This window comes from Stutzerimonas kunmingensis (assembly GCF_900114065.1).
Lineage (GTDB): Bacteria > Pseudomonadota > Gammaproteobacteria > Pseudomonadales > Pseudomonadaceae > Stutzerimonas > Stutzerimonas kunmingensis.
On the sequence record NZ_FORS01000001.1, the window covers coordinates 485,197 to 498,341 of the forward strand.

The window sequence follows — 13,145 nt, forward strand, 5'->3', positions numbered from 1 at the left end:
GGCATCAGGCTGCAGACCGCATTAAGTCGCGGCTCAGCGCCGCGACAAGACACTCTCTAGAACTTCGGCATGCCGCCGCCTGGGAACATGCCGCCCATGCCGCGCATCATCTTGGTCATGCCACCCTTGCCGGTGACCTTTTTCATCATCTTCTGCATCTGCTTGTGCTGCTTGATCAGCCGGCCGATATCCTGCACCTGAGTACCAGACCCCATGGCGATACGGCGCTTGCGCGATCCACTGATGATGTCAGGATTGCGTCGCTCGGCAGGCGTCATCGAGTTGATGATCGCCTCCATCTGCATGAACTGCTTCTCCGCTGCGCCCTGAGCATGCCCCATCTGCGACAGGTTGACGCCACCGATCGATGGCAGCTTGTCCATCAAGCCACCGAGGCCGCCCATGTTCTTCATCTGCTGCAGCTGATCGCGGAAGTCCTCGAGATCGAACCCTTTGCCCTTCTTGAGCTTCTTGGTGAGCTTCTCGGCCTTCTCGCGATCAAGGGTCTGCTCGGCCTGCTCGATAAGGCTGAGCACATCGCCCATGCCGAGGATGCGCGAGGCGATACGATCCGGATGGAAAGGCTCAAGGGCGTCACTCTTCTCGCCCATGCCGAGGAACTTGATCGGCTTCCCGGTCACGTGCCGCACCGAAAGCGCGGCACCACCACGCGCATCGCCATCCACCTTGGTCAACACCACACCGGTCAGCGGCAGTGCTTCGCCGAACGCCTTGGCGGTGTTTGCCGCGTCCTGGCCCGTCATGGCATCGACCACGAACAGCGTTTCGGCAGGATTGATCGCGGCGTGTACAGCCTGGATCTCGGCCATCATCTCGGCATCAACGGCCAGACGACCGGCAGTATCCACCAGCACCACGTCAATGAACTTGAGCTTGGCTTCACGGATGGCCGCCTGGGCGATCTCCACCGGCTTCTGGCTGATATCGGAAGGGAAGAAGGTCACACCCACTTCGCCGGCCAGGGTTTCGAGCTGCTTGATCGCAGCCGGACGATAGACGTCAGCCGAAACCACCAGCACGCTCTTCTTCTTGCGCTCCTTGAGGAAGCGCGCCAGCTTCCCCACGGTGGTGGTCTTGCCCGCCCCCTGCAGGCCGGCCATCAGCACCACGGCCGGCGGAGTGACCTGAAGCGCCAGGTCCTCGTTGGCCGCGCCCATCAACTCTTCCAGCTCTGCGCGAACGATCTTCACGAACGCCTGACCCGGAGTCAGGCTCTTCGAGACCTCGGTGCCAACAGCGCGCTCCTTGACCCGATTGACGAACTCCTTGACCACCGGCAGTGCGACGTCGGCCTCGAGCAGCGCCATCCGCACTTCACGCAGCGTGTCCTTGATGTTGTCCTCGGTCAGCTTCGCCTTGCCGGTGACGTGGCGAAGCGTTTGTGAGAGGCGGTCGGTTAGGTTTTCGAACATGAGCCATTCCACGCTGGGGTGCTGAAGGGCGAGATTATAGAAGGTGCGGGCGTCCGGCCGGTACCCCGACTGCACGGCTTTTCGTATTTACCTGGCCGCGCCAGCCGCCGCGCGACCCAAAGCCAGGGATGGATGGCGCAGCATGCGGCGCATCGCACGCCGTGACGATCCGTAACCCGGCCACCGCTTTTGCGCCTCGGGTCTTTGTGCCACACTCACGACCTTTCGAGCCCGTTACCGGAACTTATGCACCCTCTGCTACCCAGCCTTGCCGCCGCGGCTCTGTATGCCGGCGCCACGGGTTATCAAAGTTTGCGTCTGGCACAACGCGCCGTGCCGGACAGACGTCTGCTGCTGACAGTCGGACTGCTCGCTCTGCTTGCCCATGGGATCAGCCTTTTCATCCAACTGATATCACCAAGCGGCCTGCACTTGGACTTCTTCACCGCCTCAAGCCTGATTGCCGCTGCTGTCATCCTGCTGATACTACTGGCGCTGCATCGGATGCCAGTGGAAAACCTGCTGCTGCTGCTCTTTCCACTGGGCTGCCTGACGGTACTCTTCGCCCAGTTCGCCCCATCCGGCACTGCACCTGCGATTGCTGAGGAGCCGGGCATACTCGCGCATATCCTGCTGTCGATCCTGGCCTACGGCATGTTGACCATTGCGGTCTTCCAGGCCTTGTTGCTGCTGCTGCAGGATCACCACCTCAAGCACAAGCATCCCTCGGGCCTGATCCGCAACTTCCCGCCTCTGCAGACGATGGAAAGCCTGTTGTTCGGCTTTCTCTGGGCAGGTTGGCTGCTTCTGTCCGCCTCACTGCTTTCCGGCTGGCTGTTTCTTGATGACCTTTTTGCGCAGCACCTGGTCCACAAGACACTCCTTTCGGTGGTTGCCTGGATCGTCTTCGGCCTGCTGCTGTGGGGGCGCCACCAGCTTGGCTGGCGCGGCTACAAGGCCATCCGCTGGACACTGGTCGGTTTCTGCCTGCTGATGCTGGCGTATTTCGGCAGCAAGCTCGTCCGCGAATTCATCCTGCACATCTGACGCAAACAGGCTAACCCGTGGAAAATCTACACCCCGGCTTTCTGGTCGGACTGCTGGTCTTTCTGCTGCTGTGCTCGGCATTCTTCTCCAGCTCCGAAACCGGCATGCTCAGCCTCAACCGCTACCGCCTCAGGCATCAGGCCAAGGAAGGGCATCGAGGCGCGCAGCGCGCCAGCGAACTGCTGGCCCATCCTGACCGCCTGCTGGGCACCATTCTGGTTGGCAACAACTTCGTCAACATCCTGGCCTCATCCATCGCCACCGTGCTCGCGATGCAGCTATGGGGCGAAGCAGGGATCGCGATTGCCACCATCGGCCTGACCATCATCTTGCTGATCTTCGGCGAAATCACGCCGAAAACCCTGGCCGCACTACGCCCAGAGATTGTCGCCTACCCGGTCAGCCTGCCGCTGAAACTGCTGCAGAAGGTGCTTTATCCTCTGGTTGCCATGCTCGGCTGGGTAAGCAACGGACTGCTCAAGCTGCTTGGCGTCGACCTGTCCAACAAGGGCAACGACAGCCTGTCCACCGAGGAGCTACGCAGCGTCGTACGCGAATCCGGCACCGACCTGCCGCTGAATCGCCAGAGCATGCTGCTCGGCATTCTCGACCTGGAGCGGGTCACTGTCGACGACATCATGATTCCGCGCAACGAGGTTACCGGGATCAATCTCGATGACGATCTGGAATCGATCATCGGTCAGCTGCGCACCACGCCACATACTCGCCTGCCGGTGTTTCGCAACGACATCAACCAGATCGTGGGCATCGTCCATATGCGACAGATTGCCCGCCTGCTCAGTCATGACCAGCTAACTAAGGAAAGCCTGCTCGAAGCCTGCAACGAACCCTATTTCGTACCGGAAAATACTCCGCTTTCCACCCAGCTGCTGAACTTCCAGAAGCAAAAGCGACGAATCGGCATCGTGGTCGACGAATACGGCGACGTCCGCGGCATCGTCACGCTCGAGGACATCCTCGAAGAGATCGTCGGCGAGTTCAGCAATCAGGACGTACTGCGCAGCCCGGATATTCACCCGCAGGACGACGGCACGCTGGTGATCGATGGCGCCGCCTACATTCGTGAGGTAAACCGGGCCCTCGGGTGGAAGTTGCCTTGCGACGGCCCCAAGACGCTCAACGGCCTCATCACCGAGGCCCTTGAGCACATGCCGGATAGCGGCATCTGCTTGCAGATCGGCAACTACCGGCTGGAAATCCTGCAAGCGGCCGATAACCGCGTGAAAAGCGTACGCGCCTGGACCATCGACGACACATCCTCGGACGAGCAGCAACCCGAGTAATCGGGGCGGCAGCAAGCCGGCCCGCCAGCCTCACAGCTCCACTTTCACCGCAGCAGCTGCACGCAACGCCTTTTCTCTCGCCGCATCGATGGATACGTCCCGAGCCAGCGCGACCCCCATGCGCCGTTGGCCGCTTACACCGGGCTTGCCGAACAGACGCAGCGCGGTATCCGGTTCCGCAAGCACAGCAGCGAGATTGCCGAAGCTCACTTCGGTGGATTCACCTTCTACCAGAATCACCGCTGAAGCCGCCGAGCCCATCTGGCGGATGCTCGGAATCGGCAGACCGAGAATGGCCCGCGCATGCAGCGCGAACTCGGACAGGTCCTGCGAAACCAGTGTCACAAGGCCGGTATCGTGAGGACGCGGGGAGATTTCGCAGAACCAGACCTGATCGCCTTTGACGAACAACTCGACGCCAAAGATGCCTCGCCCACCAAGCGCCTCAGTGACCGCCAGTGCGATGCGCTTCGCCTCGGCCATCGCCGCCGGCGCCATCGGCTGCGGCTGCCACGACTCCTGATAGTCGCCCCTCTCCTGGCGATGGCCGACCGGCTCACAGAAGCTCGTGCCACCCGTGTGGCGCACCGTCAGCAAGGTGATTTCGTAATCGAAGTCGATAAAGCCTTCGACGATGACTCGCCCTCGACCTGCGCGACCACCGGCCTGCGCATAATCCCAGGCGGCATCGATATCGGCTTCGCTACGCAACACCGACTGCCCCTTGCCGGACGAGCTCATCACTGGCTTTACCAGACAGGGAAAGCCCAGCGCCATCGCCGCCGAGCGACACTCCTCCAGCGAATCCGCGAAGCGATAGGGTGAAGTCGGCAAGCCCAACTCCTCTGCGGCCAGTCGGCGAATGCCTTCGCGATTCATCGTCAGCTGCGCGGCCCGGGCCGTGGGTATCACGGTGTAGCCTTCGCCCTCCAGCTCGACCAGGGTAGCGGTGGCGATGGCCTCAATCTCCGGCACGATGTAATGCGGTCGCTCCTGCTCGATCACCGCTCGCAGCGCAGCACCGTCGAGCATGTCGACCACGTGGCTGCGGTGCGCAACCTGCATGGCTGGTGCATTGGCGTAGCGGTCGACCGCTATGACTTCCACGCCAAGCCGCTGCAGCTCAATAACCAGCTCCTTGCCAAGCTCGCCGCAGCCACAGAGCAGGACGCGCGTAGCGCTGGAAGACAATGGTGTACCTATTCTTGGCATGGAATCCTCGCGACTCTGGAAATACAAACGAACCCGGCACGCGCCTACATCAGCTGGCCACTGAGGCGAAGTCGCTCGCTGCAGTGTTGAAGCACCTCGCGCCGCTCCTCGTTGCTCATCAACCCCCAGCGCCGGATCTCATCCGCGCTTCGCTGGCAACCGACGCACAGGTCATCCTCATCCAGAGCGCAGAGACTGACGCAAGGCGAGGCGACCGGCTTTTCCTGCGTGTTCACTCATCGCGCTCCAGCTCACGCGCGTAGCGCTGAGCGTTATGCACGTAGTGAGCGGCGCTGGCTTCGAGCATCTTCTTCTGCTCATCGCTCAGCTCACGCACCACTTTGCCCGGCGAGCCGACCACCAGTGAGCCATCGGGAATTTCCTTGCCCTCGGCAATCAGGGTGTTGGCGCCAATGATGCAGTGCTTGCCGATTTTCGCGCCGTTGAGCACCACCGCATTGATGCCGATCAGGCTGTAATCACCGACCGTGCAACCGTGCAACATGGCGTTGTGGCCAACCGTGACGCCGGTACCCAGGGTCAACGGATGCCCCATATCAGTGTGCATCACGCTGCCGTCTTGCACGTTGCTGTTCTCACCGATGTGGATCAACTCGTTGTCACCACGCAGAACGGCGCCAAACCAGACGCTTGCACCAGCATCCAGCCTGATCTTGCCGACCAGCGTGGCATTAGGGGCTACCCAGCTTTGCGGATGCGCTTCGACCCGCGACTCTCCCAGACGGTATTTCACGACACACCTCTTCTTGTCAGTTGTACTCAGGCCACAGGAATGCCGCTCGACCCTGCGACGGTGCAGCTCAGGGCTCGCGCCGCCCGGACAGATCGATGAATGCGGCAGGCGCGCGGCGCATTTCGATGCCGGCGTCGTATATGACATTGACCAGCTCGACGATCATGATCGCGGTCAGGCCCCAAATCTGGTATTCGCCATAGCGGTAGGACGGGATGTACCAGCTCTGTCCCTGGTAATCGATGCGGTGCGTGACCTCCCGCGGATCCTCGCAGAAGAATTCCAGCGGCACAGAGAACACGGAGGCGATTTCGGCATCGTTGGCGCGGTACTCGACATAGTCCGGAACCAGACCGACATAAGGCGTGACGTGGATGCCATGCACCGACACCAGGCTGCTGAGCGGGCCGACGACCTCGACCATGCCTGGCGCCAGGCCAACCTCTTCCTCGGCCTCACGCAGCGCGGTGTGCAGTAGATCGCGGTCTTCCGGATCGCGTCGACCGCCGGGGAACGCCACTTCTCCACCATGAGTGGAAAGACCGGCGGCGCGGAGCGTCAGCACCAGCTCCGGCGACTCGCTGCGGGTGATTGGCATCAACACGGCCGCCTCGGGCAGGCGGCCTTCCGGCTCCAGAAGATGCGGGGAATGAGCGCGCACCCGGTGGAGTATTGTGTCCAGCATGTATTTTCTCGTTTCGTCTTTGACCGGCATCATGGCATGAAAGGCGGAGCCGCCCAAGGCCCGGAGAGCGCCAAACGAGAAGCTCCAACGCCTCGATGCGATATCGATGTTACAACTGCGAACCAGGCGGGTCAGAGCCACCCCCGAACGGCGCAGAGGCTGCCTTGCCGAATCCGTGTGAACGGCCCAATATTTTCCGGAGCAATCAGGAAGGCCCCCATGAAATACTGCAACCAGTGCGGCGATCCGGTGCTGGTCCGCGTACCGGACGGCGACAACCGGCCGCGCTTCGTCTGCGACAGCTGCCAAACGGTGCACTATCAGAACCCGAGGATTGTCGCCGGCTGCGTACCCGTCTGGGATGATCGCGTGCTGCTCTGTCGGCGTGCGATCGAACCGCGCCGGGGCTATTGGACCCTGCCGGCCGGCTTCATGGAGAACGGCGAAACCATGCAGCAGGCCGCAGAGCGCGAAACACTCGAAGAGGCCTGCGCCAGAGTGCGTGACCTGCAGCTGTATACCCTGTTCGACCTGCCACATATCAATCAGGTCTACATGTTCTTCCGCGCTGAGCTCGTCGATCTGGACTTCTGTGCCGGAGACGAAAGCCTGGAAGTGAAGCTCTTTCATCAGCAAGACATCCCTTGGTCCGAGCTGGCTTTTCCGACCATCGGCCGTACCCTAGAATGCTTCTTCGCCGACCGGGTGCAGCAGACCTTCCCGGTGCGCAACGAGGCCGTGACAAGCTATCGCAACCGCCAGCAGGGCCACGCCCGCGCAGACTGAAGTGTCTGCCGGACCGGCTGGCACATACAGGTCTGATGAAGTTCGAAGGAAAGCCTCGATGCGCTGGCTGCTCGCCCTGCTCTGCCTCACCTTTACCGCGTTCTCCCACGCCAATGCGACGCCCAGCCTGGGCGGTTCACCCATCGACAAAGTGCTGGTAATCAAGTCGGAACGCAAACTCCATCTGGTCAGCGCTGGCCAGACACTCAAGAGCTATCGCGTTTCGCTGGGCAAACAACCCGACGGCGCAAAGCTGCGCGAAGGCGACAAGCGCACGCCGGAAGGCTTCTACTGGATCGACTGGCGCAAGACCAGCGACAAATACAACCTGTCGATGCACATCTCCTACCCCAACGCGCGTGACCTGGCCCGCGCACAGCAGGAAGGCGTAGCGCCTGGAAGCATGATCATGCTGCACGGCACGCCACTGGATGAGGAGTATCCGGAGTGGTTCTTCCACACCCTGGACTGGACCGAGGGCTGCATCGCGCTGAGCAACAGCGACATGCGCGAGATCTGGGCGCTGGTGAAGGATGGCACGCTGATCGAGATTCGCCCGTAACGGATGTCGGGGCGCCGCTACAGCTAAGCACGCACCCAGTACGGCTGGCTAGAACTGCATGTCGGACAAACGCCAGACGTCGAACGCTGGCGTTTCATACGGATGGGCCTTCTTCATTGCCTTCACGCTATCGTGAATCAGCTCGTCCGCCACAACCAATTCGACCTTCCACTCGGGAACGTGCTGCACCTGCCCGGTTTGCCCGATAAAAGGCTGGCTACCCTCCAACGGGCGGTACTGCCCCTGCCCCAGTACCTGCCAGCAGCAACTGTCATATGCGCCTATGCGGCCAGCGCCGGCGGCGAACACTGCTTTCTTGACCGCTTCCAGATGACTGTCTGGAACATAGAAGCACAGCTTGTACATCGACCTCTCCGTGCAGATGAGCCCGACCTCCACCGGCCGAGCGAACTGGCATTCTGCCATCCGTGTGCGCACCGAATAGTGCGGCGCGTCATAGCTCAGACGACACTTTGCGCTGCCGGTTCATAGACCTTTGTCACAAATGAAAAAGCCCGCCGATATGCTATCGACGGGCTCCTCGGGAATGGCCAGATTGACCCGGTCGGTCAGTCGACCCAGACCCGCGCATTGCGGAACATGCGCATCCAGCCGCCGTCTTCCTGCCACTCGTCAGGGCGCCAGGAGTTGGTCACGGCGCGGAACACCCGCTCCGGGTGCGGCATCATGATGGTCACGCGGCCATCGCGACTGCTGAGACCGGTGATACCGCGCGGCGAGCCGTTCGGGTTGGCCGGGTAACGCTCGGTGACCTTGCCGTGGTTATCCACGAAGCGCAGCGCCACGGTGCCGGAAAGATCTGCCTGCAGCATGGCCTCTTCGCTCTCGAACTCCGCATGGCCTTCGCCGTGGGCGATGGCGATCGGCAGACGGGAGCCGGCCATGCCCTGCAGGAAGATCGATGGCGAATCCTGAATCTGAACCATCGCCACCCGCGCTTCAAACTGCTCCGAGCGGTTACGCACGAAGTGCGGCCAGTTCTCGGTGCCCGGGATCAGCTCGTGCAGGTTGCTCATCATCTGGCAACCATTGCACACGCCGAGAGCGAAGCTGTCCTTGCGCTCGAAGAAGGCCTGGAAGCCATCCCGTGCACGCGCATTGAACAGGATCGACTTGGCCCAGCCTTCACCGGCGCCGAGCACGTCGCCGTAGGAGAAGCCACCGCAGGCCACCAGGCCCTTGAACTCCTCAAGGCTGACACGCCCGGAAAGGATATCGCTCATGTGCACGTCGACCGCAGCGAACCCGGCACGGTCGAACGCCGCCGCCATCTCCACCTGGCCGTTGACGCCCTGCTCGCGCAGCACCGCAATCTGTGGACGAATGCCACGCTTGATGTAGGGCGCCGCGATGTCCTCGTTCACGTCGAAGCTGAGCTTGGCACTAAGACCCAGGTTGTCCTCTTCGAGCAGCGCGTCGAACTCCTGATCGGCGCACTCGGCGTTATCGCGCAGACGCTGGATCTGATAGCTGGTTTCTGCCCACTGGCGCTGCAGCAGGCGGCGCTCACCGGCGAAGACTTCGTTCTCGCCGTGCTTAATCGACACATGGCCATTGTTGACCGGCTGACCGATGACCGCGACACAGTCACCCAGACCGGCGGCGCTGAACTGTGCCAGCACGATCTCGGTGTCGTCCTGACGCACCTGAATCACCGCACCAAGCTCCTCGTTGAAGAGCATCGGTGCGACATCTGCGGCACTCTCCAGCAGGCCATCGAGATTCAGACTCAGGCCACAGTGACCGGCAAACGCCATTTCCAGCACAGCGGTCAGCAGACCACCGTCGGAACGGTCGTGGTAGGCCAGTAGCAGACCATCGGCGTTCAGCCCCTGGACCACGGCGAAGAACGCCTGCAGGTCTTCGGCATCATCGACGTCGGGTGCCTGGCGACCAAGCTGACCGTACACCTGCGCAAGAATCGAAGCACCCATGCGGTTCTGGCCGCGTCCCAGATCGATCAGGATCAGGTCCGTTGCGCCCTTGTCCAGGCGCAGCTGCGGGGTCAGGGTCTGGCGGATATCAGAGACCGGGGCGAAGCCGGAAACGATCAGCGACATCGGCGAGGTCACGCTTTTCTCGGCGCCCTCCTCCGACCAACGGGTCTTCATTGACATCGAGTCCTTGCCCACCGGAATGGTCAGGCCCAGCTGCGGGCACAGCTCCATGCCGACGGCTCGCACGGTGTCGTACAGCCGCGCGTCTTCGCCGGGGTGGCCGGCGGCGGCCATCCAGTTGGCGGACAACTTGATGTCGGAGATCTTCTCGATGCGTGCCGCTGCCAGGTTGGTCAGCGTTTCGCCGATGGCCATGCGGCCCGACGCCGGGGCATCCAGCAGTGCCAGCGGCGTACGCTCGCCCATCGCCATGGCCTCGCCGGTGTAAACGTCGTAGCTGGTAGCCGTGACGGCGCAGTCGGCGACCGGCACCTGCCAAGGGCCGACCATCTGATCGCGCGCTACCTGGCCGGTGATGCTGCGGTCGCCGATGGTGATCAGGAAGCTCTTGCTGGCGACCGCTGGGTGGCGCAGCACCCGGGTGACCGCCTCATTCAGATCGACAGTAGCCGCATCGAAGTCATCGCCCAGCTCCGCTTCGCGGCTGGCGCTGCGGTGCATGCGCGGTGGCTTGCCGAGTAACACTTCGAGCGGCATGTCCACCGGGGTGTTGCCGAAATGGCTGTCGGTGACGGTCAGTTGTGGCTCTGCGGTCGCCTCGCCGACAACCGCGAACGGGCAGCGCTCACGTTCGCAGATAGCCTGGAAACGCTCGAAATCGGCGGCACTGACGGCCAGCACGTAACGCTCCTGGGACTCGTTGCTCCAGATCTCGTGCGGGGCCATGCCCGGCTCGTCGTTGGGCACGTTGCGCAGTTCGAAGCGGCCACCGCGGCCACCGTCGTTGACCAGCTCCGGGAAGGCATTGGAAATGCCACCGGCACCGACGTCATGGATGAAGGCGATGGGGTTCTCGTCGCCCAGCTGCCAGCAGCGGTCGATGACTTCCTGGCAGCGGCGTTCCATTTCCGGGTTCTCGCGCTGTACCGAGGCGAAATCCAGATCGGCCGAGCTGGCACCGGTCGCGACCGAGGAGGCGGCGCCGCCGCCCAGGCCGATCAGCATGGCCGGGCCGCCGAGCACGATCAGCTTGGCGCCAACGGTGATCTCGGCCTTCTGCACGTGATCTTCACGGATATTGCCCATGCCGCCAGCGAGCATGATCGGCTTGTGATAACCACGCACCTCGTCGCCGCGCGGCGTGTTGATCGACTGCTCGAAGGTACGGAAGTAACCGGTCAGCGCCGGGCGGCCGAACTCGTTGTTGAACGCGGCGCCGCCCAGAGGGCCTTCAATCATGATGTCCAGCGGCGTGACGATGCGTTCCGGCTTGCCGTAGGCCTGTTCCCACGGCTGCTCGAAGCCGGGGATGTTCAGGTTGGAGACGGTGAAACCGGTCAGACCGGCCTTTGGCTTGGCGCCGCGGCCGGTGGCGCCCTCGTCGCGGATCTCGCCGCCGGAGCCGGTGGAAGCACCCGAGAACGGCGAGATCGCGGTCGGGTGGTTGTGGGTTTCCACCTTCATCAGGATGTGCACCGGCTCCTGCACCGCGCCGTACTGGCGGGTTTCAGGATTGGGGAAGAAACGCCCTGCGGTGTGGCCGACGATGACCGACGCGTTGTCCTTGTACGCGGACAGCACGTTCTCGCTGTGCATCTGGTAGGTGTTCTTGATCATGCCGAACAACGACTTGTCCTGGCTCTCGCCGTCGATGTCCCAGCTGGCGTTGAAGATCTTGTGGCGGCAGTGCTCGGAGTTGGCCTGCGCGAACATCATCAGTTCGATGTCGTGCGGGTTGCGCTTGAGGCCCTGGAAGGCACTGACCAGATAATCGATTTCGTCTTCGGCCAGGGCCAGGCCCAGGTCGGTGTTGGCCTTTTCCAGCGCGGCGCGACCGCCACCGAGGATGTCCACGGCAGTCAGAGGCTTGGGCTCGGCATGGCTGAACAGGTTGGCGGCTGCTTCGAAACGATCGAGCACCATTTGCGTCATGCGATCGTGAAGCGCTGCGGAAATCAGCTGTGCATCGCTATCGGAAAACTCGCCCTGCACGTAATAGGCGATGCCCCGCTCCAGCCGCTGGACCTTCTCCAGCCCGCAGTTGTGGGCGATATCGCTGGCCTTGCTCGACCACGGCGAAATGGTGCCGAAGCGAGGCACCACGAGAAACAGCCGCCCGGCAGGTTCCTGCACCGGCACACTGGGGCCGTACTTCAGCAGGCGGGTCAGTACGTTCTGCTCATCCGCGCCGAGCGTGCCGGAAACCTCGGCGAAATGGGCGAACTCGGCATACAGCCCGCTGACGGCGGGAACCTTATCGGTCAGTTGTGCCAGGAGCTTGCCATGACGGAAGGCGGAAAGAGCGGGAGCGCCGCGCAGGATCAACATCGTCGGAACAGCCTCGGAGGGGGGAGCAGTCGGGGCGCGTATTCTAGCCCATGACGGCGGCCGAGGCTAAGGCTGAACACTGCCAGGCGCCGCGTGCTCCGACGGCGCGCCTGGCCCGGCCTGGATCAATGCAGGATCTGGCTTAGGAACAGCTTGGTCCTGTCGTTGACCGGGTTGGTGAAGAACACCTCTGGCTCGGCCTGTTCGACGATCTCGCCCTTGTCCATGAAGATCACCCGATCCGCCACGGTACGGGCGAAGCCCATCTCATGGGTCACGCAGAGCATGGTCATGCCGCTTTCGGCGAGGCTGACCATGGTGTCGAGCACCTCCTTCACCATTTCCGGGTCGAGGGCCGAGGTCGGCTCATCGAACAGCATGATCTTCGGCTTCATGCACAGTGCACGGGCGATCGCCACTCGCTGCTGCTGACCGCCGGAGAGCTGGCCGGGAAACTTGTTGGCCTGCTCCGGGATGCGCACGCGCTCCAGATAATGCATGGCGATTTCCTCGGCCTGCCGTCGCGGCAGCTTGCGCACCCACATCGGCGCCAGGGTGCAGTTCTGCAACACGGTCAGGTGCGGGAACAGGTTGAAGTGCTGGAACACCATGCCGACTTCGCTGCGGATCGCCTCGATCTGCTTGAGGTCGCTGGTCAGCTCCACGCCGTTGATGACGATGCGCCCCTGCTGGTGTTCCTCCAGGCGATTGAGGCAGCGAATGGTGGTGGACTTGCCGGAGCCGGAAGGCCCGCACAGCACGATGCGCTCACCTTGGCGCACGGAGAGGTTGATGTCCTTGAGTACATGGAACTGGCCGAACCATTTGTGCACGCCCTGCATGCGGATGACCGGCTCGCTGCTCTGCTCGGCCTGCACGTTTGAATCACTCATATA

The 13,145-nt window shown here is 62.5% G+C and carries 12 protein-coding genes; 4 read left to right on the forward strand and 8 right to left on the reverse strand.

Translation table 11 applies throughout. The annotated features are described in order from the left end of the window. Nucleotides 1-56 precede the first annotated feature (56 nt). A complete protein-coding gene (gene ffh, locus BM275_RS02450) occupies nucleotides 57-1,433 on the reverse strand; it encodes a signal recognition particle protein (RefSeq protein WP_014821241.1) in 1,377 nt (458 codons plus the stop codon). A 246-nt stretch (nucleotides 1,434-1,679) separates the two neighbouring features. Here ffh and BM275_RS02455 point away from each other — a divergent pair, with 246 nt between their 5' ends. Next, nucleotides 1,680-2,480, forward strand: coding sequence for a cytochrome C assembly family protein (locus BM275_RS02455; RefSeq protein ID WP_023444752.1), 801 nt, complete (start codon nucleotides 1,680-1,682; stop codon nucleotides 2,478-2,480). A 17-nt stretch (nucleotides 2,481-2,497) separates the two neighbouring features. Next, nucleotides 2,498-3,784 carry an HlyC/CorC family transporter gene (locus BM275_RS02460; protein ID WP_090519171.1) on the forward strand — a complete coding sequence of 429 codons (1,287 nt, stop codon included), beginning with the start codon at nucleotides 2,498-2,500 and terminating at the stop codon, nucleotides 3,782-3,784. A 30-nt stretch (nucleotides 3,785-3,814) separates the two neighbouring features. Here BM275_RS02460 and purT read toward each other — a convergent pair whose 3' ends face one another. The 4 genes from purT to BM275_RS02480 all read right to left on the reverse strand — a co-directional run bounded on the left by purT (nucleotide 3,815) and on the right by BM275_RS02480 (nucleotide 6,435). Then, the gene (gene purT / locus BM275_RS02465; protein WP_090519172.1) at nucleotides 3,815-4,996 is read right to left on the reverse strand and encodes a formate-dependent phosphoribosylglycinamide formyltransferase; all 1,182 of its coding nucleotides are present in this window, start codon (nucleotides 4,994-4,996) and stop codon (nucleotides 3,815-3,817) included. 44 nt (nucleotides 4,997-5,040) lie between these two features. Next, nucleotides 5,041-5,232 carry a DUF1289 domain-containing protein gene (locus BM275_RS02470; RefSeq protein ID WP_090519173.1) on the reverse strand — a complete coding sequence of 64 codons (192 nt, stop codon included), beginning with the start codon at nucleotides 5,230-5,232 and terminating at the stop codon, nucleotides 5,041-5,043. Beyond that, entirely contained in the window at nucleotides 5,229-5,750 is a 522-nt protein-coding gene (locus BM275_RS02475) for a gamma carbonic anhydrase family protein (protein WP_003303456.1), read from the reverse strand. Before BM275_RS02475 ends, BM275_RS02470 begins: the two co-directional genes overlap by 4 nt. 67 nt (nucleotides 5,751-5,817) lie before the next feature. Continuing rightward, nucleotides 5,818-6,435, reverse strand: a complete 618-nt coding sequence (locus BM275_RS02480; RefSeq protein WP_014821247.1) for a CoA pyrophosphatase — start codon at nucleotides 6,433-6,435, stop codon at nucleotides 5,818-5,820. 219 nt (nucleotides 6,436-6,654) lie between these two features. On the opposite strand from BM275_RS02480, the gene BM275_RS02485 reads away from it, so the two are divergent. Next, nucleotides 6,655-7,221, forward strand: a complete 567-nt coding sequence (locus tag BM275_RS02485; protein WP_014821248.1) for an NUDIX hydrolase — start codon at nucleotides 6,655-6,657, stop codon at nucleotides 7,219-7,221. Nucleotides 7,222-7,279: 58 nt separating this feature from the next. Beyond that, nucleotides 7,280-7,783 (forward strand): L,D-transpeptidase family protein, encoded by a 504-nt coding sequence (locus BM275_RS02490; RefSeq protein ID WP_014821249.1) that lies wholly within the window; start codon nucleotides 7,280-7,282, stop codon nucleotides 7,781-7,783. Nucleotides 7,784-7,831: 48 nt separating this feature from the next. On the opposite strand, the gene BM275_RS02495 is transcribed toward BM275_RS02490, so the two are convergent. From BM275_RS02495 to BM275_RS02505, 3 genes are all read right to left on the reverse strand, one after another. Further along, nucleotides 7,832-8,149, reverse strand: a complete 318-nt coding sequence (locus BM275_RS02495) for a YqfO family protein (protein ID WP_041014753.1) — start codon at nucleotides 8,147-8,149, stop codon at nucleotides 7,832-7,834. Between the two features lie 203 nt (nucleotides 8,150-8,352). Further along, nucleotides 8,353-12,249 (reverse strand): phosphoribosylformylglycinamidine synthase, encoded by a 3,897-nt coding sequence (gene purL / locus BM275_RS02500; RefSeq protein ID WP_090519174.1) that lies wholly within the window; start codon nucleotides 12,247-12,249, stop codon nucleotides 8,353-8,355. A 125-nt stretch (nucleotides 12,250-12,374) separates the two neighbouring features. Further along, a complete protein-coding gene (locus tag BM275_RS02505; RefSeq protein WP_090519175.1) occupies nucleotides 12,375-13,142 on the reverse strand; it encodes an amino acid ABC transporter ATP-binding protein in 768 nt (255 codons plus the stop codon). Between the last annotated feature and the right edge of the window lie 3 nt (nucleotides 13,143-13,145).